The following is a 22,116-nucleotide window of genomic DNA, read 5'->3' as shown; positions in this document are numbered from 1 at the left end:
GTTCGCTGGCCGCAACGCGCTGCTCGTTTGTATTCGGAACCCGAAGCGGCGGTCGTGCTGCCCTCCAGTTCGAGCCGATACGGAATCCAGACACATTGCTCACACCCATGAGCGTGGGCCGAACGCAGCGACGGCTGAACGCGGCGCTCGGCGTGTTCCTGCTCGCCGTCGCGGTGGTCGTGGTCACACTCTTGGGCGACGGGTTGCTTGCGACCCCGGTTCTGGCCGGGCAGGTACTCCTCGTGGCGCTCGCCGGGGGCTGTGATCTGCTCGCGGCCGCCGACAGACCGGGTGGCTGGGCGTGGTACCGGTGGAGCGGGCTCGGGAACGTCCTGCTCGGACTGTCGCTCCCGCTCGGGGTCTTCGGGACGGCCGGCGGATCGCTCTACCTGCTTTTGGCCGGCGTCGGCGGGCTCTCGCTCGCACTGCTGGGCGTCGATCTCCTCGTGTTCGCCGGGAGGTACACCCGCGGGACCCAACTCGACTGGCGCGATGACTGAGAGCCCACACCGCCGGGACGGGACGACAGGTGGCTGGCGGGACGCCAGCCTGTTCGCCGCCGTCGGCGGGGTCGTCTACGCGGTGGTCGTGCTGGCGTGGATGCGGTCGAACGGCCTGTACTTCGCGGGCGGCGACCCGGTCACGACAGCCCTCGGCGTCGGGTACGCCGGCGGCGGGCTCTGGCTCGTGGCCGCGGTCCCGCTGTACCTGCTGGCCCGACTGTCGCTTTGCACGCCGGCCATCGTCACCGCGGGACTCTTCGGCAACACCGTCTACATGTGGGCCTACGGGACCCACCTCCACCCGCTTTCGTCGTACCTGACCGTCTGGCCGCTGTTGTTCGCGCTCGCGGTTCTCGCCGGCGGTCTCGAGGCCGTTCTCAGGGTTGGCACTGACCGGTTCGGCGGCGTGGGCGGCCTCCGGCGCCTCCTATGACATCCTCCGCGCGGTGAACGGCGCGGTTTCCCCACACCCGCACGGTTGGGGTCGGGCGGTCCGACACCAACGGGGGCAAGATTCCGCCGCGTGGGCGTACTCCGGTTCGTGCTCGGTCCGTGAGCCCCGCGAGGGGTGTGGCGGGTTCGGTGTCCGGGATGGACACGGTATCTCCTTGCACAGCGCCCGAAACAGCATCGGGCTCGCCCCCGCCGTTCGCGGTCGGGGACGCACGGGCCGTGCCATCGGCCTGCCTCGCCTTTCTGCCACGGTGGCGAGGCTCAACCGCCGCAGGGGTTGGATTGGTCGTGCCGTCACCCGCTCTCGTACACGGGCGTTAACCGCCCGTTCCAGCGGAGGTACGGGTAGTGTGAGGACGTTGGATTTCGCACACCACAGCTGTCTCCCTTCTCCGTTGTGGCCCCGAGCAGTCGAGGGTGGTGTCCGTCCATATCGGCGGAGAGGACCCCAATGTGTTCTCGGATTAGTTTCGGCGCTTGAGTCACGTCTGCGTTCGACCCAGGCGGGCATAAATACGGGGAAAGCGGAGTGAAAGTGACGCGATTCACGCCAGCCCTGAAGGGCGGGACTCTCTCACTGTTACAGGTAGCCTCGTCGTGGCGCGCCGGCGACCCGCAGGCCCCCGGTGACCCCGACCGCGACCCGCCCGGTCTCGCTGGCCACGGCCGTCCCCCGGTGGTAGCCTCAATCGATCGCAAATCGCCTGTATCGACGGTGCGCGTACCGGTAGGCCCCGTAGGAGATGCCGACCGTCAGGAGGAGGTATACGCCGATTCCGACGCCGGAGACAGGCGTGAGCGTGAGGTTGCCGGTGACGGCGAACCACGTCGTGACCAGCCCGACGACCGTGCCGCCGCCGACGACGAAGATGTAGCCGAACATCACCAGCATCGACGGGACGACGGTCTCGGTCCCCCAGAACTTCCGTTCGGTGTAGACCGGGTAGGTCGCACCGAGACCGACCGCAAAGAGGGCGGCAGCGAGACACATCGCCGCCCCGACCGCGGCCAGCGCGACCGCCGTCGTCGGCGCCGAACCGAGCGCCAGCGAGGCGAGCGAAACGAGGACGGCCACCGGGACGCCGACGGCGAGACCGGCGAGTACGCGCCCGCGAACCAGCGTCGCCGGTGTCGTCGGCGTCAACAGCAACAGCGGCAGTTGCGGCCGGTCCTCGCCGAGGGGGTTCAGCCCGAACGTCGCACCCGCAAGGTAGGTCCCGAGACCGACACCGGTGCCGGCGACGAGGGCGCCGAGGGCGTCACCCGACGACTGGACGACGGTGGTGGCCAGCGGCCCGATGAAGAACAGGACCATCACGAGGTGGCTGAGTTCGCCGGGGTTCCGAATCCCGCGGACGAGCAGCCCCCACGCGATGCGGCCGCTCTTGCGCCACGCGAAGGGGCGAGGTGCCGTGAAGTCGCCCGACGACGTCGGTGCCGCCGAGGTGTCGCTGGATCGGTGGACGTCGGTGAACCAGAGGCTACTCGCCTGTCGGGTCGCCACGGCGAGTCCGAGCGGCGTCGAGACGACGAGCGCCGCGAGGACGCCGACCGCGGCCGGCGTGATCGGCCCGCCGAGGCGAGTCCCGACGAAGGCGAGTGCGACGTAATCGACGAGCGGTGCGAACGCGAGCGTGTCCAGTATCGATTCGAGGGAGACATCCCCCTCGACGAGGTACGGCCCGACGAACTGGGAGGCGACGATCAGGCCGATCATCGCAACGACGCCGACGACCTTCAGGACGCGGCGAACGCCCGGAAGCCGGCGGAGCGCCCGGAGGACCGCCAGCCCGAGGGCGTACCCCCAGACGGCCGTCCACGCGACCACCGGGACCGCGACGACGGGGGCGGCGAACGGGAGCGAGGCCGACCCCACCCCGAGCGCGAACGCGACGAGGAGCGCCACGAGCGGCGGGCCGAACCACGCCGCCAGCCGGAACAGTTCGGCGAGGACGAGTCCGACGACGACCGCCCGGTGGTGGACCGTCGTCAGGAGCAGCGCCTCCTGGTCGCTGGCGGCGATACGTTCGAGGGTCCGGAGGCCCGCGAGCAGCAACAGCCCGACCGGGACCAGCGTCAGGGAGCCGCCGAGATACGGCAGCGCCGAGAGCGACTCGGCCGTTCGGCCGAGGGCGTACACCGCCGGCAGGGCGAACAGGAAGTTCCCGCCGAGGAACAGAACGGCGACAGCCATCCCGACCACGCGGCGGGTGCTACCCAGCTGTCGGCGGACGCTGCGGGTCGCCTCGGCGCGGCCGATCCGGGCGCCGTCGCGGAGGTCGCGTCGGAGGTTCATTCCGGCCGGGCCACCGATTCGGCGTCGCCTTCGCTCGTCACCGCGAGGAAGGCGTCCTCGAGTGTGCCACCCTCGCCCGTCTCCGCGCGGGACTGCAGTTCCGAAGGCGACCCCTCGGCGACCACCCGGCCGTCGTAGAGGACGCCAACCTCGTCGGCGACCGCCTCGACGACGGGCAGGATGTGCGTCGACAGAAAGACCGTCGTGCCGTCGTCGGCGAAGGCCGCGATGGACTCCCGGATGCGGCGGGCTGCACGCGGGTCCAGCCCGGAGGTCGGTTCGTCCAGGAACAGGACGTCGGGGTCGTGCAGCACGCTCTGGATGAAGGCGGTCTTCTGTTTCATCCCCTTCGAGTACTCGCCGATGCGCCGGTCGGCGTCCTCGGCCAGGTCGAACCGTTCGAGGTAGTCGTCGATCCGGTCGTCGGCCCGCTCGCGCGGGATGTCCCGCAGGTCCGCGACGTAGGAGAGCTGTTCGTTGGCGCTGAACTCCTCGTACAGCGGCGGACTCTCCGGGAGATAGCCGATGAGCGACGACAGGGTACGCCGGTCGGAGACCTCGGTACCAAGGATTCGCGCGCTGCCGGCGGTCGGCTGTGTGAGCCCCGTCAGGATGCGCATCGTGGTCGTCTTCCCGGCGCCGTTGGGCCCGAGAAAGCCGTACACCGTTCCGGTCGGGATGGAGAGCGAGACGCCGTCGAGGGCGACCTCCGTGTCGTAACGCTTCTGGAGGTCCCGCGCCTCGATTGCGACATCGGCGGTTCTGGAGGGCACGAGTGCCGGACGTTCCGGGAGAACACGCCTAACAGTTTCGACTCGGGGAGCGTCCTGGCCTATATGACGTCGAGGACGACGGCCGCGTTGACGAGACCGAGCACGAAGAGCACCGCGCTGACGGCGATTTCGAGGGGCGACGACGCGACGATGGCGCCACCACCGCCGACGCCGATCAGAAACAGTGAGAGCCCCAGCCGGGCGACGGTCCCGAGCACCTCCAGTATCGCGTCCTTGACCGCCCGCTTGACGACGGCGTACAGTTCCGTCTTCGTCAACCCGTCGTCCGCGCGGTCGGTCACTCTCTCGGTCATCTCGGCCATGGATCATTCCTGTACCACCTCGTCACATAAATTCGACGCTGCTGAAAAGAACGCGCAAATCGGCGATGAAGAACCCGACCTAGATGCGGCTGAGAAAGACACCTGGCTGGCGGTCGGAGGCGACGCGTCTCCCAGTACGTTCGACAATTAATTACCTCCGTCGTCCATTATGACGAGATAGAATGCCAATCTCCAATGAGGAATTCGAGTCGGGGACGGTCGAAGTTAGCGGTGACGAGCCGATCGCCAACGACGAAGAGGGGCCCATCGAAACTGAAAAAGACCTCATTACGTCCTTTTTAAGCGAGCGGCCGAACAGGGCGTTCACCGAGCGGGAAATCGTTCTCGGCGTCGATTTTAGCCCCGTATTCATGGATCGGACGCGGAATCCATTGGGAGTGCTCGCTGACGGTCTGGTCGACTTTGCCGGTGATGTTGCTGCCTCGACAATCGTGGTCAACGATATCGATGAAGCACTCACCGAACTAGTCGAGGAGGGAATCGTGACGACCAAAGAAGTGGAGACGGAAAACGGGACGTCGGTCTATTACACGCTGGCGTAACTCGCAGTAACGACTACGTCGTAGTTGGCTTCGGGGTGAATCCATCCTGCCAAGATTGCCGAACGGACTCCCTGTACCTATCGATTCGGTACCCCGGTGTCGTTTCGCGTGTGTTCTCGACGTGCTGCTCTAGTTCCTGTTTGCAGACGTTCGTCGTCGTGAGGCCGACGTGTTCGGTTAGCTGGTTCCACGAACCGGACGATTCGGTCTTGGCGCCTGCGGTCCCCGGTCGTGCGGCCACGAAACGCCCCGGCCGGGAAATCGCCGCCGTTCGGCCGCAGTTTGGCGGTTGGCGCCCGCCAAATCGACGTGTGGGTTTATCCTTCGGTGTCTCCAAGCCGGAGCCACCAGGACGATGTCGGCCCTCCCAGCGTGGATCGACGACCGAACCGATCACGACCTCGACAAGAAGCTCACACAGCGGCACGTCGTCGAGACGATGCTCGACGCCGAGCGGCCGTTCTTCTCGGCCGAGCAGATCCGCGCCCGGGTGAGTCCCGACGTGAGCAAGGAGACGGTCAGAAACCGGCTAATCGAACTCCGCGAGATCGACGTCGTCGCCGCGGAGACCTACCCCGAGTCGATCACCCTCTACTACGTCAACCACCCCGAGTCGAACTGGCCGCTCGCGCCGGCCGCGAAGGAGGCGCTGTCCCACGAGACGCCGCTGGAGACGCTCTCGCTTTCGGATTTCGTCCGACTGCGCAACCCCGCCGGCATCCGGACGCTCGTGCTGGCCGGCTTCCAGCTGTGTCTGGTCCTGTTCGTCCTCGGGACTGTCGCGGCCCTGACGACGGTCGATCCAGCGATCGGGAGCGAAAACGGGCTCTGGGCGGCCGCCGCGAACCTCTTCGCCGTCTGTTTCGTCCTGCTCTTCGCCGAACGCATCGCTCGAACGGTCCGCAACGACGGCCCCCGAGGTCTCGTGCCGACCCGCGATCGATCCGTCTCGAAGTAACCCACACCGACACGAAAGCCATGTCCAACGAACACGACACCACGACCCGAGCGGAACAGCCCTCCCAGCCGGGACCGGACGTCCTGGCGGAGCGAACGCTAGCCGGCATCTTCGTCCACCTGCTCGGCCTGTTTACGTCGTTCGTCGGGCCGCTCGTCGTCTACGCGGCCGCCGACCACGAGTTTACCCGGTCGAACGCCCGGAACGCGCTCAACTGGCAGGTGCTGTACGCGGCAGCACTGGCCGGTGTGTTCCTGCTCGCCGGCCTCTTCATCGCCGGCGGGGCCGTTCTCCCTGATCTGGTCTTGCTCCCGGTTGCCGGACTGCTGTTCGTCGCGGCGTCCGCGACCGTGTTCGTCGCGTTTTGCACGTTCGCCTTCTCGCTCGTCGCCACCGGCAAGGCCGTGTTCGGAAGCGCCTGGGAGTACCCGCTTGCGCCGGACGTGCTTGACGGCGACGGCGTCCAGTTCGGCGTCGGTCTCGCCTGGTGGACGCCCCTCGCGGTGTACGTCGTGACCGCGCCGGTCCTGTTCGGCGGCCTCCTGTGGTCCGTACTCGGCCGCGACGTCGAGGCAATCTTCCCCGAAGGGGCATTCTTCGTCGTCGTCGCGTTCGTACTCGTCGTGGCGCTGTTCGCGCCCCTCGCCGCCTACAGGGACGTGATGGACGTGAGAGGCGCGGATACGGCGTGGAACCCCACCTGGCTCGCGTACGTCGGCGTCGCGGTGGCCGGCGGCGCCGTGACGTACCTGGCAGCCACCTTTTATTACGGCTCCGGGAACCCCTCCGGGGACGCCGTGTACGGCTACGCGGCCACGCTGTGGGTCGTGATGGTGGTCTATCTGGTCCGTCGCTTCACGGCCGGGACTACCGACACAGCGGAAAGCGGGTAGCCGCCGGACGGAAAGTCGTACTCGAGGTGGCGGATGGCCCGTCGGAAACGGTCACCGGTCCGGGTTCGAGACGGCCGTTCGATACCGCTCGCGGAGCCAAGTACGGGTCGCAAGCAGGCCCGGCCGTCCGTCGACGATCCAGAGCGCGGCCGCGACGCCGAAGAGGACAAGCTGGTAGTGCGGCGGCGTCGTCAACTGGGTCAGCAAGTACTCGACGAGGACGCGTTCCCCATCGGCACTGTACCGGTACGCCGGCGTCACTGGCCAGCCGAGGAATCCGAGTTCGGCCCATCGGCCGGCCGTCGCCGGGCCGACGGCGTCGGCCGCGACGTGCGCGAGCTGGCCGAACAGGAAGGCAGCGGCGACGTCCAGCCGGTCGAACCGCCGACCCAGCAGCCAGAGGCCGGCGCCACAGACGAGCGCGAAGAGAAGCGAGTGGCCCAGGCTCCGCCCCGAGGGCAGCAGGGCCACCCATGTGACGAGTGGTTTGTCGATCAGGTCGGGGAACTGCGTGCCCACGGCGAGCGCCAGAACGGCTGCACCGGAGGGGCTGCCGCCTCGAACCCGGACGGCAAGCGAGTAGGCGATGTAGGCGACCGCCAGGTGACCCCACGGGAGCATTCGTGTCGCCGGTATCGGGCAGATGTACCTGAACCTTCCCCTTCCAGTAGTTGAGACTGGCCGTCTCAATGCATAGGATGTTCTCTTCGGATTCTCAAGCAATCGACTTTCCTCGAGTCCATTAAAAAACCATAGACTGAGATGTTCTCAGTCAGAAGAGGTGCTGGTCAATACTCTCCACCCCGTCACCGACATGCCACGTCCGAGATTCTACTCCCAATCCCTCGACTGCGTCTGAAACTTCATCAGCGTATTCGGCGGTTGTGTTAACGTACGCTGTCGCTCCAGTATCAGACGAGAGATAGACGGGAATACCAGTCTCTCGCAATCTACGAGCTAACTGGAGTAACTCGAGCGTCTCCGGTTGCCAGTACACCCACCCGTCGGGTCCGGTCATCGTCACGGCGAGGAGGTTGAGTGAATCGCGCTCTGCAATCTCAAACGTCGATTCGAAATCTCCGCTCTGAATTGCATCACGCATCTCGGCCAATTCGCTGTGAATGTGTGCAAGCCGGCCACGAAAGAGATGTGACTGTGGTGTCTCCATATGAGCACGAGAAGTTCGCTTGTATTCCGGCACGACTCCAACGATGATACGGCTGTCCTCTTCAAACCTGTCAGATATCCGTTCGGCGACGTAATCCTCCGCGTGTTCGCTCGTACGCAGATGTGAGAAGCCCCCAGTTACGCTCCGAGCAGCAGATGTAAATCCACGCCGAGCCAGTCACGAGAGTTTCTCGCGCGGAAGATCGAGTCCGGCTGCATCCGTCGCTGCGAGGGCGAGGGCAGCAAACGCGGAGGCTGACGCACCAAGACCGATGTTCGACTCGAAGTTGTTCTCGGAGACGACTCGGGCGTAGCTATCGATACCAGAACGATTCCTGACAAGGTCAAGGACGGTCGTCACCCGTTCGTATCCCTCGTCGTCGATTGGGGACCCGTTGACGTGGCAGGTGTCGGTATCGTACCCGAAGGCTACGGTCGTCCGGGTCTCCGAGGGCGCAGTGCAGACTGAAATCGAATCGTGGTACGGGATATTCAGGGCGGGGTCCCTCTGGCCGTGATACTTGATCAGCCCTTGGATCGGGTGGGCACGCGCGCTGGCCTTCATATTCACAGGTCCGCTAGTTGGCGGCGCTACGTGTCCGCCACGTCCACGACCTCATAACTGAGATTCTGATCCCGGAGTTTGTCGGTGTGTGCCGAGAGCAGATCTGTCGAAGATAGGAGCAGTATGTCGAGTCCCTTCGCAGCTGCTTCTTGAACAGCAGACGCGCTTCCGAAACGAATGTCTGGCTCGAGATCTGCTGCCTCAGCGACGGCGATAGCCTCGACTCCACCAACCGCTATCAGATCGTGGCTTTCGGCCATCTCAGCGATTCTATTCGGATCCACCGCCGAACTTCCGCCGTTTTGAACCCGTGGGATCGAGACGATAGTCACCGAACCCAAGTCGTAATCGACGACCCCGTCGAAATTCGTAATTCCAACATCCTGCCCTGCCTCCGCGTTCGTGACTGCAACTGCAGTTGCGCTCCCGGCCCCACCAGACATAGCCCGTAGAACACCGTCCTGCATCGTCAGTGATACGGTCTCTCCTTCGCTGATTTCCGTCGTCGCGATTGCAGTCTCGATCTCGACCTGTCCGATGACGTCTTCAGAAACGTGTTCGATGAAGTGGCGCAACTCGTCGGTCTGTGAGATCAGCCAGTCGACTCCTTCCTTGGTTACTTCGTATCGGCCACGGCCGTGCTTGTTGACGTATCCGTGTTCAACCAGGTCTTGGAGGTAATCGCTCACAGCCTGGGAGGTGACCCCGATAGCATCGGCTATCTCTTGTTGGTTTACCGCGGGTTGTCGTTCTGCGATCTGGACGAGGATTTGATACCGTGTGGCGTTACGTTTGCTCTGGAGAACGCCGAATTCCTCGGGATCGGCCGCGTTCTTCGGCATTATCTCTTCTCTGGACTGCGAACTAAAGTAACTTTGGCTTAGAACGCATGAGGTTGGGTAAACATGACCTCTACGGCAAACTACCCAACTTAAATTTCTCTAAAACAACCAAAATTGTTTTACGCCTCACGATAGTTGTGTTCGGCGATGGCACACGTATCGCTCCCACACGATGCGAAGGCCGGTCCGACGAAACCGGAGGTCAGGGCCGTCCTTCTCAGCAAACTCGACCTCGGGTCGACCGACCACTTCGCAGAGGTCGGTTCGTGTACCGGCGCCGTTACGATCGAGGCGGCGCGGCGCGCGGGTCGGGTCACTGCACTCGAACGAAAAGCAGAACGAATCGAAACTACCAGAAAAAATCTCGCTGCCAATGAGGTGACCGGGGGCGTTGACCTTCGGGAAGCCGAAGCTCCCGAGGGGTTACCCGGCGACGCAGACGTCCTGTTCATCGGCGGCAGTCGGAACTACGAGGCAGTCCTCGACCACGCAGTCGAAACCGAGGTTGACCGTATCGTCATGAACGTTTCGCGGCTCGAAGTCGCTGGATCCGCCACCGAGGCGTTCCGTAATCGGGACCTCCTGGAAGAGGTCGTCCAGTTCCAGGTGAGTCACGGGTACGAACTCGCCGGCGCGACGAGTTTCAATTCCGACAACCCGGTGTACATGCTGGTGGGCGGGACCGATGCGGTTGCGGCAGACGGGGGACAGCGATGACTCTCTACGGTATCGGACTCGGCCCCGGCGACGCCGACCTTGTAACCGTACGCGGACGTCGCGTCCTCGAAGCAGCGGACGTCGTCTACTCGCCGGGACGCCTCTCTCGATCGGTTGCGACCGAACACGTCCCCCAAGACCGAATCGGTGACGTCGACTTTCCGATGACTCGCGACGAGGACGAACTCCGGCGAGCGTGGCGCGAGGCCGCTGAAGAGATCGCACCGCGTGCTCGCGACGGAACTGTGGCGTTCGTCACGCTCGGTGATCCGAACGTCTATTCGACGTTCGGGCACTTGCGGCGGACGCTCTCCGCGTTTCACGCTGATGTCGATATCGTGGTCGTTCCCGGGGTGAGTGCCGTAACGGCCTTTACCACGGCTCTTGGCGTCGAGATTTCCTCCGGGGCGAGTCTCGCGCTTCACGAGGCCGCTCGTGGTGCAGCACCTACCGGACCAGATCGGATGCTTCTGTTCAAGGTCACCGATGTCCCGACGACCCACGAACAGCTCGTTGAGGCGGGCTATGACGTGGTGTACGGCCGCCGACTGTACATGGATCAGGGCGAGACGGTCGTGACGGATGATCCCGGAACGCTGACCGAACGCGACTACTATACGCTGGCTTACGCGGAGAAATGCGATCTCGATTCGGAGCCGGCGACTGCGGCCTTCGAAGAGACCGAATCGGAGAGCGACTCTGGCACCGGAGCGAGGGTGAAGACCGATGGCGGGGCGCAGCCTGCCTCAGAGCCCTGGTCCGTGGATGAATTTCGGAGTGATACCGTGTCGATGGAGCGAGCCGAAGGTGAAGCCTGCGGCGACGAAGTCCCGGAGGTCCCGCCGCGATGACCGACCCGCAAGACGCTATCGACGCGGAGGCGGCCACCCGAGCGGCGGAGCGAGACCCTCGGATCGAGGAGCGAACTGCTGGCGAGAGACAGGAGGGCATCCCGTTCATCGGTGCCGGTCCCGGCGATCCAGGGCTCCTCACTGTCACCGGTAGAGAGCTGGTCGAGGCGGCAGATCTCGTCGTCCACGCCGGCTCGCTGGTCAACAGCGAACTTCTCGACGAATACTGTGCGGACGCCGAGCAGGTGTCGAGCATCGGTAAAGACCTGGAGGAGTTGGTGCCGCTGATGCGGGACGCCTACGAGGCGGGGCGGACGGTCGTCCGTCTCCACAGCGGCGACCCGGCAATCTACGGAGCAGCGCTGGAACAGATGGATGCTCTGGAACACGAGGGGGTCCCGACCTACATTATTCCAGGCGTGACCTCGGCGTTCGCAGCCAGTGCGACGCTCCGGACCCAGCTCACGCTGAACGGCGTGGCCAACCACGTCGCCTTCACCCGGCCTCAGGGGAAGACCCTCGACCCCGAGGACGATCACATCGGCGAGTTCGTCGAGATGGGTGATGTGACGACTTGCATCTACCTCGGCACTCACGCGGTCGGCGAGACGATGGACCGCCTCCTCGAAGACGGCCACGACCCGGAGACGCCGGTTACCGTGGTCTATCACGCCTCGTGGCCGGACGAGGAGATCATCGAGGGGACCATCGGAACGATCGGCGAGCGTCTGGAGGCAGCCGGCTACCGTGCGTCCGCGCTCGTCATCATCGGCGATGCGGCGCGAAAAGCGGGATACGAGCGTTCCTACCTGTACGGTGACTGGGCGAACCGCAGTTCCACCGAGAGCGAAGCAGACGACTGAACCATGAGTACCGACACCAACGACGCGGATTCGGACGAATCGAGCGGTCACTGTTCCACACCGGACTCGGACGGCGAGGTGGCCGAGGAGATCGCGATCATCAGCTTCGAACGAAAACTCGACACCGCTCGCGAGATCGAGGCGGGAATCGGCGACGCCTACGAGCGCGTGGATATCATCGAGTACCACGGCGACGTGTTCGCGGAACACTGGGGCGAGTACGATTGCTTCGTCGGGCTGATGGCCTCGGGGATCGCGATGCGCAAGACCGCGCCGCTCCTCGATGACAAGTGGGACGATCCCGCTATCGTCGTCGTCGACGAAGCGCTCACGTGGGCAATCCCGATCACGGGTGGCCACCACGGTGCAAATCAGGTCGCCCACGATCTCTCACAACTGGGCGCAGTCCCGGCGATGACGACCGCGAGCGAGGCTGCGGGCAAGCAGGGCGTCGAGAGCAAGGCGAAGGCGCTGGACACCCACGTCGTCAACGGCGATTCGACGGTCGCGACGAACCTCGCCGTTTTGAACGATGAACTCGGTCCGGTGGCCCGTCTCGACGGCCCCCGAGCGGTCCTCGTCGGCGACGACGTGACCGTGCTCAAGCGCAACGCGGCCGATGGCGTCGTCCTCGGGACCGGCACCGTCTCGGGGGTGAAGAAAGCGCAGGTACTCGATGCCTGGGAGGCTGTCCTCGACGACCTGAATCTGGAGTTTTCGGACGTGGAGTTCATCGCGACTGGCACCCGAAAGGAGGGTGAAGAAGGACTCTACGAGGCAGCCCAGGAGATCGGTGCGGGGGTCGTCCTCTTCGAGAAGGAAACGCTGGAGGGGTTCGAGGGGCCCTCACCCTCGCGGTCGAAGGAACTCATCGGCTGGCCGGGTATCGCTGAAGCGTCGGCTATTGCCGGCGGACGCGAGCACGACCTCGCCCGGAAGAAAGAGCGGTTCGATGACGCCGTGACCGTCGCGGTGGGGCGGTAACATGGATGGCAGAGATGCCACCGCCGACGCGATGGGGACCCTCTTCGTCGTCGGCATCGGCCCTGGACTGCCCCACGCGATGACGCAGCGGGCCAAGGACGTCATCACCACCGCCGATTGCGTCATCGCGTCGAACCTCTACCAGGAGTTCCTCCGTCGCGACGGAACACTCCCCCCAGAAAACGCCGAGGTGGAAGCCGCACCTGACGGGGGAACGGCGGCGGGAGACGAGTCCGGTACCGTCTTCGAACGGCCAGGGGGTACCCGCCAGACCCTCATCCGCTCGACGATGGGGAAGCAGGTCGAACTGGCCCGTGAGGCGTTCCAGCGCGTCCGGGCGGGCGAAGATGTCGCCCACGTTTCTGGCGGCGATCCGAACGTCTACGGCAAGAGCGACCTCCTGTACACGATGGCCGAGGCGGACGAGGCGTACGACGTTCCCATCGAAGTAGTCCCCGGTGTGACGGCGGCGCTCGGTGGCGCGGCGAACCTCGGCGCACCGCTGTCGAACGACTTCTGTACGGTGTCGCTGTCCGACAAGTGGCGCGGATGGGACGAGATCGAAGAGAAGCTCCGAGCCGCAGCGATCAGCGGCTTCGTCATCGTCCTTTACAACTGCTGGCGGGATTATCAACGCGCCATCGACGTGGTTTGCGAGGAGCGAGCCGACGACGTGCCGGTCGGCATCTTCAATGACGCCGGCCGTGGCGACGCAGGTCGAAATCTGGACGACGAGACACACACCATCACCACCCTCGGCGAGGCGAACGACCACGACGACGAGGTCGGCGGGATGGGAACGTCCATTCTGATCGGCAATCACGAGACGACAGTCTGGGAGAACGACTACGGCAAACACCTCGTCACCCCGCGCGGCGGGCGTGACGTCGACGACTTCTGACAATGAGCACTGACGACATCACCACTGAGACGAGCACAGACACCGAAACCAGCTGTGGAGCGAGTGACGATTCGAACGCGGCTGAAACTGCGACTGACACCGAATCCAGTTCGAAATGCGGCGCTTCGACCCCGGACGCCGAGGCCGACGGTGGCGTCACGAGCGCAGCCGGAACGGCGACAGATGCTGGTGAGAGCGCGTCGACGTGTGGCGGGTCCACGACGTCGTCGAGTTCTGGATGCGGCAGTTCGAAGAAGTCGGCGACCGACGAGAAGGTCGGGTCTACTGTCGACGACTTCGAGGCAGATCCCGGACGACTCATCGCAGTTGGATTGGGTCCCGGACAGCCGGAGGGGATGACCCAGCGTGCCCGCGGGGCGCTGCTCGACGCGGAGCATATCGTCGGGTACACCACGTACGTCGAACTCCTGCCAGAAGAGGTCACGGAGTCGGCAGAGGAACTGTACGATACGCCGATGTGTGGAGAAGTGTCTCGCACGGAGGAAGCGATTGATCGCGCGCTCGCAGGTAACGATGTCGCCATCATCGGAAGCGGCGATCCGAACGTCTACGCGCTGGCTGGTCTGGCGCTGGAGATCCTCGAGTCGAAGGGTGCGACCGCGAGCATGGTCGACTTCGAGGTCGTCCCCGGCGTCCCCGCAGCCCAGTCCTGTGGCGCGCGGTTGGGCGCGCCGCTCGTGAACGACACGGTCAGTATCTCCCTGTCGGACCACCTGACGTCGATGCCAACCATCGAGTCACGGCTCCACGCGGCAGCTAAGGAGGGCTTCACCATCGCGATCTACAACCCTTGGAGCCGCAAGCGCCGGGAGAACTTCCAGAAGTGCTGTGAGATCCTCATGGAACACCGTTCACCGGACACGCCTGTCGGGGTCGTCCACGGGGCGGGCCGCGACGACGAGGAGGTTGAGATCGTTGAACTCGGAGAGCTTGAGGACCTCGGCGAGACGGACCTCGTCGACATGACGACGACGATCCTCGTCGGAAACGAGGAGACGTACGTCTGGGACGATCGGATGGTGACGCCGCGGGGGTACGAGTCCAAGTATGACTACTGAGTATCAGGTTCGGCTCGACCGTAGCGCCTGTGATGGCGTGTTCGCTTGTCTCGTCCGAGACGACCGCTTCGTCGAGGCCTCGGACGGGTTGGCGACCATCGACGAGGACGCCGACGGTAGTCATCAGGAGCACGACATGAACGGAGAACAGCTCGTGACGTTCACCGACGAGCGGCTGACGGCCGCCCAACAGGCGGCCCGCGCCTGCCCGGTCGACGCGATCGAGGTGCTGACGGAGGAAGACGATGAGTGACGCGAACCGACAATCCACGACGCCGGACCCGGTCGAGGATCTGCTCACCTCGACACCGGCCACGGCGTACTTCTGGGGACGCGTAGCCGGTGATGGCGAACTGACTCAGGACTGTGTGACCGTTCGGACGGCAGATGAGACGTCGGCCGACGCGCTTGCGGCGATCGCCGGCGCCGGTCGAACGGACCACGACCACCGAATCGCTGCCCGCGAGTCGTCGCACGATGCCTCGATCGTCCGGTTCGAAGACGAGTACAAGTTACAGGTATTCGGGATGCTGGCCGACCGCGCAAGTGCCGCGCTTGGACTCCCCATCGACGGACAGCCTGGTGGATATCGGTTCGACACGTTCTCAGAGTACCGTCCACAGCTCGTTCGTGGATTACTCGAGGCCTGTGGCACCGTCTGTTTCCGTGAGTCCTCGGGGTCGGTCGGTGTCTCGTTCGTCCACGACGACGAAGCCCTACTTCGGACGGTTCAGTCGCTCCTCGACGCCGCTGATCCCCACGTTCCGGCCGACGACCTCTCCGAGACGTCCTCCGGTGGATACTGGTTCGGTCTGGGCGACGATGCGGACACGGCGGCGTTTGCACGATGGGTGTACGCCGGCAGCGACGGGTCGGGACTGTACTCGACGGAGCGGCGGCAGAAACTCCGCCGGAGCGTCGAACGTGCAACGGGTAGTGAGGTGGGCGAGCTCTCCCGATGACCACGAACGCGAAAGCGACCTCGATCGGGCTCGACGACGAAGCGGTGCTGCTGGTCGGACACGGATCTCGCCGCGAGAAGTCGAACGAACAGGTTCTCACGCTTGCCGCCGACCTGGAAGGACGACTCGGCGTCCCGGTTGACGCGGGGTACCTCGAACTCGCGAAACCGTCGATTCCCGACGCCATCGCAGGGCTCGCCTCGAGTGTTTCGCGAATCACCGTCGTCCAGTTGTCGCTCTTCGCCGCCAGTCACGTCAAGAACGACGTGCCACTGGCAGTCCAGAACGCCCGCTCGGAACACCCTGAGATCACAATCCACAACGGTGCACATCTTGGGGTACATCCCGCACTCGTGGACCTCCTTGACGATCGGGCCGCGGCTGTGGAAGCGGAGCTGGGAATCGACCGCGACGACGATGACGTCGCGGTCGTCCTCTGTGCCCGTGGCTCCAGCGACCCGGACGCGAACAGTGACGCACACAAACTCGCTCGGTTACTATACGAGGGGCGCTCCTTCGATCGTGTCGAAACGTCGTTCATCGGTGTTACCGAGCCGCGCCTCGAGGAGACGCTCCACACGGTGGCGAAAAACCGTCCGGACGCCGTGGTGGTACTCCCGTACATGCTCGGGGACGGCGTACTCACCGGACGTATCCGCGACGGTGCCGCCGAGTTCGACGACGAATATCCGTACGTAAACGCTGGGGCCGGCGACCCGCTCGGGACCGACACTCGGCTCCTGGACGTACTCGGAGATCGCTGGCAGGAAGCCCGGACGGACAGCGTGGACATGTCCTGTGACACCTGCAAATACAAGGTGGAACTCGACGGGTACGAGGAGGACGTCGGCGGCGCGAGAGCGATGCTGCGGGCGCTGACACACCAGGAATCCCACGCAGATCGTGACGACGTGGACGCCCAACCCCACGCGCACGACGCACCGGAGAAACACGTCGCGGTCTGTACGAATCAGACCTGTGCCGCCGACGGCTCACCGGCCGTGCTCGAACGGTTGCGACAGGAGGCCCGTGACTCCGACGCCTGTGACGCCCGGATCACGCGTTCGTCGTGTCTCGGCCGCTGTGGCGACGGTCCCATGGTCGCCGTCTATCCCGACGGTGTCTGGTACGGGGATGTCGACCAGACCGACGCGGAGCGAATCGTTTCGTCCCACCTCGATCGGGACCGTATCGTCTCGGATCTCGTCGATCAAACACTGTAACCACAATCATGAGCTGCTACGAAATCGAAGCCCTACGACTCGGACTGATGAACGTGCTCGGTACCGAAGACCGGAGCGCACGCGAACACGCGGAGACCGAACTAGAGGGTCATCTGGATGGCCCCATCGAGGCTCTGGCAAACGCGGAGACCGTTTCGGAGATCGAGCGCCACCTCGACGCGGCGCTCGTCGACCTCGAGGAGGAAATCGCCGCCACCGATTCAGACGACCCGGAGTACGGCTACATGCGTGGCCGACTAGTGGCCGTCCGCGACGCGGAGCGCGCCGTCCATCGACTGACTGACCAAGGCGAGAGCGTCCTTAGCGGGTTGGGTGAGGCACACGACGTCCTCCACGAGACCTTCCCCGTCGATGAGTAACGCCCTGCAACAGCGAGCGGTCGGACTCGGTGACGTACCGCCCGCTCGATCTCGGCACGCGGGCAAACGGTCGGCAGTCACGTTGCTCGAGGAGCTGGTGGTCACTGGAACGGCCACCGGGGACGTGGTCGCTCACGACCGGACGACCCTTGAAGAGCGATGGCGAGGGGGAACGGAAACTGAGATGACGTCCGTCGTAGCAGCGGAGCCATACGGAGACGGCATCGCGGTCGGCGAGCGCAGCTCCGAGGGAACAATCCGATTCTACGACCAGAAGACCGGCGAACTTCGATGGCAGTACGCCACAGCGACGGACCTCGGGGTCCCACAGAAATCGTCTCGGTTCTTCCTTCCCTTCGTCGCAGATATCGAGACAGATGGAGATCGGTTGTACGTTGCGTCCCGTCGCTACGAGCGCGACGCTGACCGTCGTTCGTTCACCAGTGTCGTCTACGCGTTCGACGAGGCAGGCGATGTCGTCTGGACGCACGATACCGATGCATCTCCGATCAGTCTCGATGTCGAAGGTCGCCGCCTAGCCGTTGCGTACAATCGCTGTCCCGGCACCCACCAGCACGGGTTGGTCGTCCTCGATGCTGAAACGGGTGCCGTGCGATACGAGTGGGATCCCGGTACCGACGGCCAGCGACGCGTCGGTGACGTCTCGCTCGTTGAAGACGGCGTCGTGGTCACCAGCCACGGCGACTACTGTGGCTACCGCCTCCGCGACGGGGGTGCCGAACAGTGGTGTGTCGACCTTGGGACACCAACGGAAGTCGACGGTGAAACGTTGTACGCCTATCCGAACCACGTGCACGCGACAGCGCACGGTGCGGTCTTCGTCACGGGGAACACGTATTCGACGGAGGGTCGGGAGACGGCGTCGCTACACCCCCGCGAACATACTGCCCTCGGGTACACGCCGGACGGCGAATGCGTCTGGACGGCCTCGGTCGGTGGCTTCGCGAGCGAACTCGGTGTCGGAGGCGACCTCGTGGCTGTTCCCGGGGCGCAGCACTTTCGCACGCGCAATGCCGAAGTCCACGGTCTTCGAATATTCAGTTCGGAAACTGGCCCCGAAACGGCCCTCGAAACCGATGGCATCGTTACAGCGGTTGCACTGGACGGTGGATCGTTCGCCGCCGTAGAAGAGCCGGTAGTCTATCACGACGAGGGTGAGAACCGAGGCACCTATCGGTTATTATTGGGTGTGGGCCGCTGGTAGGTCCGGACACAACGGGATCACTTGCTAGCGGAGACGTTACCCTCGGCGCTACTCTCCTAATTGCGACGCGTCGGCACCGAATTCGTCTTCAAGCAGCTCCGGCACGTCTTCCGGGAGCACGTCCGAGTACCACCGATTGCGGGGATGGATGGCGATCGCGGTGCCTTCGGCGCTGCACAGACCGAGACAGCTCGTCTCGACGACGTGGACCCGTGACCAGAAGACGTCTCGTTCACGCAGCCACGACTTCACCGCCTCGTACACCTCATCACCGTACGCCTCCGCACAGCAGGCGTACTCCGAGTCTCGCGCGTTCGTACAGACTAATACATGGTCGGAGAACCCGTTCTCAACGACGTCCTCGGTTCGCGGTCTCATCAATTTGCAGTGAGCGTTCCGTCGGTCGGGGAGGTTGCGATATCCGAGGCCCCCGTGTCCATCGACCGGCGGCGAAGTCGGGCGTGAGTGCCTGCGAGGAGCAGCCAGAGCAACGCCTGTCCGAACACGATCATTCCCGTCAGCCCAATCGCCAGCTCGGATGGAAGGGAACTCTCCACCGCGTTCACCGGCGAGAGAGCGGCTGGAATCGCGAGCAGACAGAGAGAAAGCATCGCGACGATGGCCGCGGTCGTTCGTCCGTGTGTGACTCGGAGTCGACCGTACACAATCGCTGCGAACAAACAAACGAGCGAACCGGCCACCATCATTCCGCCGTAGAGTATGATGCGCATCTCCGTCGGGAGCGCTTGTTCGACTCCCGGCGGCTGTGGCGGGAGCACGAGCCACGGTGCCCCAGAAACGGTGATGAAGCCGGCGACGGCCAAGAGATAGCTCTTCGTTCCACCGGTTCCCGGGATTGCGGGTTCGAGGAAGTAGTAGGCGATGCCGAACACGACTCCGCCCAGGAGAATACCCCAGAGAACACCGGAGACGATACTCACGCCGTTTGTCACCGTCATCGAAACGGCGCCCTCGTGCTGTTCTCCACCACTCCCCTCGTGGTGTTCCCCAGTTGCGTGTTCGTGGTGGTCACCGACAGCGTGGCCACCCTCGTGGCCGAGCTCATCGGCGAACGCGACGAGCGGATTAGCGACGAGCGCCATGAGGAGACCGAATACCAGCCCAGCAACCACTCCTGCTTTCACCCCTCGCTTCAGATAGGCAGCGAGCATGGTCAGTGACAGGTGATTCCCGCCGCGTGCCGGAAGTTGTGCATCGAATCGTGCAGCATCGGCTCCTGAACGAACAGGAGGGCGAATCCGAGTGCCGCGACGAGAGCGAGTCCGACGGCCAGCTGCGTCGGCGTTAGTTCCATGCGTGCCTGTTCGACTCTACCGTGAACGGTGTTGTTGGCAGTCGCCATTCTAAACCACACTTGTACAATATCAAGTAAGATTGTAAATCTTCCGGACGAGCCAAACCTAACTTTCGTGTGCGGCAGCGACGGCCGCCTCGATTCGGTCGGCTGACAGTGCGGAGAGCGGGACACGCTCGCCGTCCGTTTCGTCGACGACCAGGTCCGTTACACCGGATTGGTCACCGTCACTCGCGTCGACGACGACCACGTGGGGGTCGAGCTCGCTCAACCGTCTAGCGGCTTCACGCGTCTCACGGACTGGGCTCTCTTTCGCAACGTTCGCCCGCCCATCAGTGACCAGCACAACGACGCTGGCGCTCGGTTCGGCCCGGTCGAGCACGTCGCCAGCCGTTCGGAGACCTGACGGAAGTGGCGTCCGGTCGCCGGTCGGCAGATCCTTGAGATGTCGAGCGGCGAGGGTGACGCTGTTCGTCGGCGGGAGGAGCACGTTTGCTTCCTCGCCGGCGAACGCGACGAACGCGACTTCGTCGCGTTTTTGATACGCGTCCTTCAGGAGTTCGAGGACGGTTCCCTTCGCCGCACGCATCGCCGGTAACATCGACGCACTCGCGTCCACGACGAACACCACCAGCGCGGAGGACTCGCTCTGGCGGACAGATTGACGTAGGTCACGCGACTCAACGGACGAAGCGCCGCGGGCGGATGCCGCTCGAACCGACGCCGCGACGTCGATGCGTCGGGTCGAATCCGCTTGCCGACTTCGTACCCGTGCTCCCTCGGTGTCGACGTGTGGCTGCGTCCGCGACCGGGATCCGCTACCTGCTCTCCCGCTCTCGACGGCTTCGGGCGCGGTCAGTTCGGGAGCGCGTCCCGCCCCGATGTCAGCACGCGACTCTCCAGGGACGATCGGTGTCCCTTCCGTCACGTCGTCGTTTTCGTCCGCCTTCTTGTTCTCGTCCGTCGCCTCTGCTTCGACATCATCGGTCCCTCCCTCGTCACTCCGTTCCGGGGACGACGTGCCGGACTCGGCCCCGTCGCACGTGCCGTTTTTTTCGGACGACCTGGGATCGGTCGAGTCCGACGCGTCCGTCTCCTCAGCGTCTCCGGTGTCGTCCGTTCCGTCCGGAGGATTCTCGTCGGCGTCGGAGGGCTCCTCGTCGGGGCGGTCGTTTCGGTCCTCTTGCCCGCCGTCGTTACCCTCACCATCGAAGTGGTCGTCGATGAGTTCACTCGGATCGGGCGCGTCTTCGAACGGCTGTGATCGAAGCCGGTGAGGGAGCGCGAGTTCTGCCGCCCGCTGCACGTCGGTTTCGATGACCTTCGAGCGCCCGTCGAGAGCGGCGAACGTCCTGGCTGCCCGCGCTGTCGCGATGTCTCCGCGGTGTCCGTCAACACCCGAGTTCCGACATAGTTCTGCGATGTCCCGGGCGAACTGGGTTGAGAGATCGACTTCGGAGAGCCGTTTGCGGGCTTGCCACAACTGGTCCCGGAAGTCCCTGTCCTCTACACGTTTGTTGGTCGATTGCTCCGTTCCATCTCCATCCATTCGTCCGATCGCTCGGTCGATGATACTGACCCGTTGATCCACGTCTTCACAGGCGGTGACCGTCGCTTGGAGTGCGAAACGGTCGCGAAGCTGCGGTCTGAGATCTCCCTCTTCGGGATTCATCGTCCCCACGAGCGTGAACCTGGCTGGGTGAGAGACACTCATACCGTCACGTTCGATTCTGTTGACCCCACTCGCCGCCGCATCGAGTAACACGTCGACGAGGTGATCGTCGAGGAGATTTACCTCGTCAACATAGAGGATACCGCGGTTCGCGCGGGCGAGCAGTCCGGGGTCGAACTCGTAGTCGCCGCCGAGAGCATCCGCCACGGAGAGCGTCCCGACGACCCGCTCGCGGGTCGCCCCCAGCGGAAGCGTCACGAGAGGAACCGACCGTTCGATCGTCGGGGGGTCGGTCCGCTCACGACAGCTCTCGCACTGATATTTGGGTACGTTCGGCGGGCAGCCGTACGGACAGTCCTCGATAGCATCCTGTGTCGGAAGAAGGTCAGTTAGCGCCCGCACCGCCGTGGACTTCGCCGTTCCTTTCTCACCCTGTATGAGAAGGCCATCCAGGCCGTCGTTCGTTGCGATGGCCAGTAAAGCTCTCTTGAGTTCCTCCTGACCGACGATCTCCGAAAAGGACAGCGACGTCCCCCGACCGTGCGAAGCTTTTTTGCCTCCGCCGTAATCAACCATACTTGTATTAGCGCAATGGAGGTTTAACAACG

The 22,116-nt window shown here is 64.3% G+C and carries 26 protein-coding genes and 1 pseudogene; 16 read left to right on the top strand and 11 right to left on the bottom strand.

Annotated elements, in window-relative coordinates; genetic code table 11:
- Positions 1 to 107 precede the first annotated feature (107 nt).
- Together NLF94_RS08560 and NLF94_RS08555 are read left to right on the top strand one after the other, a co-directional pair.
- Complete coding sequence (locus NLF94_RS08560; protein ID WP_254841044.1) at positions 108 to 500, top strand: DUF7994 family protein; 393 nt, start codon at positions 108 to 110, stop codon at positions 498 to 500.
- Positions 493 to 936, top strand: a complete 444-nt coding sequence (locus NLF94_RS08555; protein WP_254841043.1) for a hypothetical protein — start codon at positions 493 to 495, stop codon at positions 934 to 936. Before NLF94_RS08560 ends, NLF94_RS08555 begins: the two co-directional genes overlap by 8 nt.
- Positions 937 to 1,641: 705 nt before the next feature.
- On the opposite strand, the gene NLF94_RS08550 is transcribed toward NLF94_RS08555, so the two are convergent.
- Genes NLF94_RS08550 through NLF94_RS08540 form a run of 3 tightly spaced genes read right to left on the bottom strand, consistent with a single transcriptional unit; the run spans position 1,642 to position 4,348 of the window.
- On the bottom strand, positions 1,642 to 3,252 hold the full coding sequence (locus NLF94_RS08550; RefSeq protein ID WP_254841042.1) for a hypothetical protein: 1,611 nt from the start codon (positions 3,250 to 3,252) through the stop codon (positions 1,642 to 1,644).
- Positions 3,249 to 4,025: an ABC transporter ATP-binding protein gene (locus tag NLF94_RS08545; RefSeq protein WP_254841041.1), complete on the bottom strand. Its 777-nt coding sequence runs from the start codon at positions 4,023 to 4,025 to the stop codon at positions 3,249 to 3,251. Before NLF94_RS08545 ends, NLF94_RS08550 begins: the two co-directional genes overlap by 4 nt.
- 59 nt (positions 4,026 to 4,084) lie before the next feature.
- Positions 4,085 to 4,348, bottom strand: coding sequence for a hypothetical protein (locus NLF94_RS08540; RefSeq protein ID WP_254841040.1), 264 nt, complete (start codon positions 4,346 to 4,348; stop codon positions 4,085 to 4,087).
- Positions 4,349 to 4,530: 182 nt separating this feature from the next.
- Between NLF94_RS08540 and NLF94_RS08535 the strand changes: the two genes are divergently transcribed.
- On the top strand, positions 4,531 to 4,911 hold the full coding sequence (locus NLF94_RS08535) for a hypothetical protein (RefSeq protein ID WP_254841039.1): 381 nt from the start codon (positions 4,531 to 4,533) through the stop codon (positions 4,909 to 4,911).
- 13 nt (positions 4,912 to 4,924) lie between these two features.
- Here NLF94_RS08535 and NLF94_RS21125 read toward each other — a convergent pair whose 3' ends face one another.
- Positions 4,925 to 5,152, bottom strand: coding sequence for a hypothetical protein (locus tag NLF94_RS21125; protein WP_491562647.1), 228 nt, complete (start codon positions 5,150 to 5,152; stop codon positions 4,925 to 4,927).
- Positions 5,153 to 5,266: 114 nt separating this feature from the next.
- Here NLF94_RS21125 and NLF94_RS08530 point away from each other — a divergent pair, with 114 nt between their 5' ends.
- Both NLF94_RS08530 and NLF94_RS08525 read left to right on the top strand, forming a co-directional pair.
- The gene (locus NLF94_RS08530; protein ID WP_254841038.1) at positions 5,267 to 5,869 is read left to right on the top strand and encodes a hypothetical protein; all 603 of its coding nucleotides are present in this window, start codon (positions 5,267 to 5,269) and stop codon (positions 5,867 to 5,869) included.
- 20 nt (positions 5,870 to 5,889) lie between these two features.
- Positions 5,890 to 6,762 (top strand): DUF4870 domain-containing protein, encoded by an 873-nt coding sequence (locus tag NLF94_RS08525; protein WP_254841037.1) that lies wholly within the window; start codon positions 5,890 to 5,892, stop codon positions 6,760 to 6,762.
- 51 nt (positions 6,763 to 6,813) lie between these two features.
- Here NLF94_RS08525 and NLF94_RS08520 read toward each other — a convergent pair whose 3' ends face one another.
- From NLF94_RS08520 to NLF94_RS08510, 3 genes and pseudogenes are all read right to left on the bottom strand, one after another.
- A complete protein-coding gene (locus NLF94_RS08520) occupies positions 6,814 to 7,383 on the bottom strand; it encodes a metal-dependent hydrolase (RefSeq protein WP_254841036.1) in 570 nt (189 codons plus the stop codon).
- A 151-nt stretch (positions 7,384 to 7,534) separates the two neighbouring features.
- Positions 7,535 to 8,494, bottom strand: a pseudogene (locus tag NLF94_RS08515) (GHMP family kinase ATP-binding protein).
- Between the two features lie 26 nt (positions 8,495 to 8,520).
- Positions 8,521 to 9,336, bottom strand: coding sequence for a DUF7839 domain-containing protein (locus tag NLF94_RS08510; protein WP_254841035.1), 816 nt, complete (start codon positions 9,334 to 9,336; stop codon positions 8,521 to 8,523).
- Positions 9,337 to 9,483: 147 nt separating this feature from the next.
- On the opposite strand from NLF94_RS08510, the gene cbiT reads away from it, so the two are divergent.
- From cbiT to NLF94_RS08455, 11 genes are read left to right on the top strand one after another with little or no spacing between them, the layout of a single operon-like run.
- Positions 9,484 to 10,053 (top strand): precorrin-6Y C5,15-methyltransferase (decarboxylating) subunit CbiT, encoded by a 570-nt coding sequence (gene cbiT, locus NLF94_RS08505; RefSeq protein ID WP_254841034.1) that lies wholly within the window; start codon positions 9,484 to 9,486, stop codon positions 10,051 to 10,053.
- The gene (locus NLF94_RS08500; RefSeq protein WP_254841033.1) at positions 10,050 to 10,904 is read left to right on the top strand and encodes a cobalt-factor II C(20)-methyltransferase; all 855 of its coding nucleotides are present in this window, start codon (positions 10,050 to 10,052) and stop codon (positions 10,902 to 10,904) included. The genes cbiT and NLF94_RS08500 overlap by 4 nt, the downstream gene beginning before the upstream one ends.
- Complete coding sequence (locus NLF94_RS08495; protein WP_254841032.1) at positions 10,901 to 11,767, top strand: cobalt-precorrin-4/precorrin-4 C(11)-methyltransferase; 867 nt, start codon at positions 10,901 to 10,903, stop codon at positions 11,765 to 11,767. The genes NLF94_RS08500 and NLF94_RS08495 overlap by 4 nt, the downstream gene beginning before the upstream one ends.
- Before the next feature lie 3 nt (positions 11,768 to 11,770).
- Positions 11,771 to 12,751, top strand: coding sequence for a cobalt-precorrin 5A hydrolase (gene cbiG, locus NLF94_RS08490; RefSeq protein ID WP_254841031.1), 981 nt, complete (start codon positions 11,771 to 11,773; stop codon positions 12,749 to 12,751).
- A gap of 1 nt (position 12,752) precedes the next feature.
- Positions 12,753 to 13,652: a precorrin-3B C(17)-methyltransferase gene (locus tag NLF94_RS08485; RefSeq protein ID WP_254841030.1), complete on the top strand. Its 900-nt coding sequence runs from the start codon at positions 12,753 to 12,755 to the stop codon at positions 13,650 to 13,652.
- 2 nt (positions 13,653 to 13,654) lie between these two features.
- The gene (gene cobJ, locus NLF94_RS08480) at positions 13,655 to 14,731 is read left to right on the top strand and encodes a precorrin-3B C(17)-methyltransferase (protein WP_254841029.1); all 1,077 of its coding nucleotides are present in this window, start codon (positions 13,655 to 13,657) and stop codon (positions 14,729 to 14,731) included.
- Positions 14,721 to 14,984 carry a ferredoxin gene (locus NLF94_RS08475; protein WP_254841028.1) on the top strand — a complete coding sequence of 88 codons (264 nt, stop codon included), beginning with the start codon at positions 14,721 to 14,723 and terminating at the stop codon, positions 14,982 to 14,984. Before cobJ ends, NLF94_RS08475 begins: the two co-directional genes overlap by 11 nt.
- Positions 14,977 to 15,693, top strand: coding sequence for a cobalamin biosynthesis protein (locus NLF94_RS08470; protein WP_254841027.1), 717 nt, complete (start codon positions 14,977 to 14,979; stop codon positions 15,691 to 15,693). The genes NLF94_RS08475 and NLF94_RS08470 overlap by 8 nt, the downstream gene beginning before the upstream one ends.
- The gene (locus NLF94_RS08465; protein ID WP_254841026.1) at positions 15,690 to 16,916 is read left to right on the top strand and encodes a CbiX/SirB N-terminal domain-containing protein; all 1,227 of its coding nucleotides are present in this window, start codon (positions 15,690 to 15,692) and stop codon (positions 16,914 to 16,916) included. The genes NLF94_RS08470 and NLF94_RS08465 overlap by 4 nt, the downstream gene beginning before the upstream one ends.
- A gap of 8 nt (positions 16,917 to 16,924) precedes the next feature.
- Positions 16,925 to 17,296: a DUF3209 family protein gene (locus NLF94_RS08460; protein ID WP_254841025.1), complete on the top strand. Its 372-nt coding sequence runs from the start codon at positions 16,925 to 16,927 to the stop codon at positions 17,294 to 17,296.
- Entirely contained in the window at positions 17,289 to 18,521 is a 1,233-nt protein-coding gene (locus NLF94_RS08455) for an outer membrane protein assembly factor BamB family protein (RefSeq protein WP_254841024.1), read from the top strand. Before NLF94_RS08460 ends, NLF94_RS08455 begins: the two co-directional genes overlap by 8 nt.
- Before the next feature lie 48 nt (positions 18,522 to 18,569).
- On the opposite strand, the gene NLF94_RS08450 is transcribed toward NLF94_RS08455, so the two are convergent.
- Genes NLF94_RS08450 through NLF94_RS08435 form a run of 4 tightly spaced genes read right to left on the bottom strand, consistent with a single transcriptional unit; the run spans position 18,570 to position 22,084 of the window.
- On the bottom strand, positions 18,570 to 18,899 hold the full coding sequence (locus NLF94_RS08450; protein WP_254841023.1) for a (2Fe-2S) ferredoxin domain-containing protein: 330 nt from the start codon (positions 18,897 to 18,899) through the stop codon (positions 18,570 to 18,572).
- The gene (locus NLF94_RS08445; RefSeq protein ID WP_256558724.1) at positions 18,899 to 19,693 is read right to left on the bottom strand and encodes a CbtA family protein; all 795 of its coding nucleotides are present in this window, start codon (positions 19,691 to 19,693) and stop codon (positions 18,899 to 18,901) included. Before NLF94_RS08445 ends, NLF94_RS08450 begins: the two co-directional genes overlap by 1 nt.
- 2 nt (positions 19,694 to 19,695) lie before the next feature.
- A complete protein-coding gene (locus NLF94_RS08440) occupies positions 19,696 to 19,884 on the bottom strand; it encodes a CbtB domain-containing protein (RefSeq protein WP_350355856.1) in 189 nt (62 codons plus the stop codon).
- Between the two features lie 58 nt (positions 19,885 to 19,942).
- The gene (locus tag NLF94_RS08435) at positions 19,943 to 22,084 is read right to left on the bottom strand and encodes an ATP-binding protein (protein ID WP_254841020.1); all 2,142 of its coding nucleotides are present in this window, start codon (positions 22,082 to 22,084) and stop codon (positions 19,943 to 19,945) included.
- Between the last annotated feature and the right edge of the window lie 32 nt (positions 22,085 to 22,116).

Source organism: Natronomonas marina, from assembly GCF_024298905.1.
Classification (GTDB): Archaea; Halobacteriota; Halobacteria; order Halobacteriales; family Haloarculaceae; genus Natronomonas; species Natronomonas marina.
This window is presented reverse-complemented; position numbering and strand designations above follow the sequence as displayed.

What these genes read in the sequence shown, in the direction of transcription:
- NLF94_RS08555 (WP_254841043.1), top strand. Translation starts at nt 493, where the DNA reads ATGACTGAGAGCCCACACCGCCGGGACGGGACGACAGGTGGCTGGCGG.
- NLF94_RS08540 (WP_254841040.1), bottom strand. Translation starts at nt 4,348, where the DNA reads ATGGCCGAGATGACCGAGAGAGTGACCGACCGCGCGGACGACGGGTTG.
- NLF94_RS08550 (WP_254841042.1), bottom strand. Translation starts at nt 3,252, where the DNA reads ATGAACCTCCGACGCGACCTCCGCGACGGCGCCCGGATCGGCCGCGCC.
- NLF94_RS08460 (WP_254841025.1), top strand. Translation starts at nt 16,925, where the DNA reads ATGAGCTGCTACGAAATCGAAGCCCTACGACTCGGACTGATGAACGTG.
- NLF94_RS08500 (WP_254841033.1), top strand. Translation starts at nt 10,050, where the DNA reads ATGACTCTCTACGGTATCGGACTCGGCCCCGGCGACGCCGACCTTGTA.
- NLF94_RS08535 (WP_254841039.1), top strand. Translation starts at nt 4,531, where the DNA reads ATGCCAATCTCCAATGAGGAATTCGAGTCGGGGACGGTCGAAGTTAGC.
- NLF94_RS08435 (WP_254841020.1), bottom strand. Translation starts at nt 22,084, where the DNA reads ATGGTTGATTACGGCGGAGGCAAAAAAGCTTCGCACGGTCGGGGGACG.
- NLF94_RS08455 (WP_254841024.1), top strand. Translation starts at nt 17,289, where the DNA reads ATGAGTAACGCCCTGCAACAGCGAGCGGTCGGACTCGGTGACGTACCG.
- NLF94_RS08450 (WP_254841023.1), bottom strand. Translation starts at nt 18,899, where the DNA reads ATGAGACCGCGAACCGAGGACGTCGTTGAGAACGGGTTCTCCGACCAT.
- cbiT (WP_254841034.1), top strand. Translation starts at nt 9,484, where the DNA reads ATGGCACACGTATCGCTCCCACACGATGCGAAGGCCGGTCCGACGAAA.
- NLF94_RS08560 (WP_254841044.1), top strand. Translation starts at nt 108, where the DNA reads ATGAGCGTGGGCCGAACGCAGCGACGGCTGAACGCGGCGCTCGGCGTG.
- NLF94_RS08440 (WP_350355856.1), bottom strand. Translation starts at nt 19,884, where the DNA reads ATGGCGACTGCCAACAACACCGTTCACGGTAGAGTCGAACAGGCACGC.
- NLF94_RS08520 (WP_254841036.1), bottom strand. Translation starts at nt 7,383, where the DNA reads ATGCTCCCGTGGGGTCACCTGGCGGTCGCCTACATCGCCTACTCGCTT.
- NLF94_RS08530 (WP_254841038.1), top strand. Translation starts at nt 5,267, where the DNA reads ATGTCGGCCCTCCCAGCGTGGATCGACGACCGAACCGATCACGACCTC.
- NLF94_RS08525 (WP_254841037.1), top strand. Translation starts at nt 5,890, where the DNA reads ATGTCCAACGAACACGACACCACGACCCGAGCGGAACAGCCCTCCCAG.
- NLF94_RS08495 (WP_254841032.1), top strand. Translation starts at nt 10,901, where the DNA reads ATGACCGACCCGCAAGACGCTATCGACGCGGAGGCGGCCACCCGAGCG.
- NLF94_RS08470 (WP_254841027.1), top strand. Translation starts at nt 14,977, where the DNA reads ATGAGTGACGCGAACCGACAATCCACGACGCCGGACCCGGTCGAGGAT.
- NLF94_RS08510 (WP_254841035.1), bottom strand. Translation starts at nt 9,336, where the DNA reads ATGCCGAAGAACGCGGCCGATCCCGAGGAATTCGGCGTTCTCCAGAGC.
- NLF94_RS08445 (WP_256558724.1), bottom strand. Translation starts at nt 19,693, where the DNA reads ATGCTCGCTGCCTATCTGAAGCGAGGGGTGAAAGCAGGAGTGGTTGCT.
- cbiG (WP_254841031.1), top strand. Translation starts at nt 11,771, where the DNA reads ATGAGTACCGACACCAACGACGCGGATTCGGACGAATCGAGCGGTCAC.
- cobJ (WP_254841029.1), top strand. Translation starts at nt 13,655, where the DNA reads ATGAGCACTGACGACATCACCACTGAGACGAGCACAGACACCGAAACC.
- NLF94_RS08485 (WP_254841030.1), top strand. Translation starts at nt 12,753, where the DNA reads ATGGATGGCAGAGATGCCACCGCCGACGCGATGGGGACCCTCTTCGTC.
- NLF94_RS08465 (WP_254841026.1), top strand. Translation starts at nt 15,690, where the DNA reads ATGACCACGAACGCGAAAGCGACCTCGATCGGGCTCGACGACGAAGCG.
- NLF94_RS08475 (WP_254841028.1), top strand. Translation starts at nt 14,721, where the DNA reads ATGACTACTGAGTATCAGGTTCGGCTCGACCGTAGCGCCTGTGATGGC.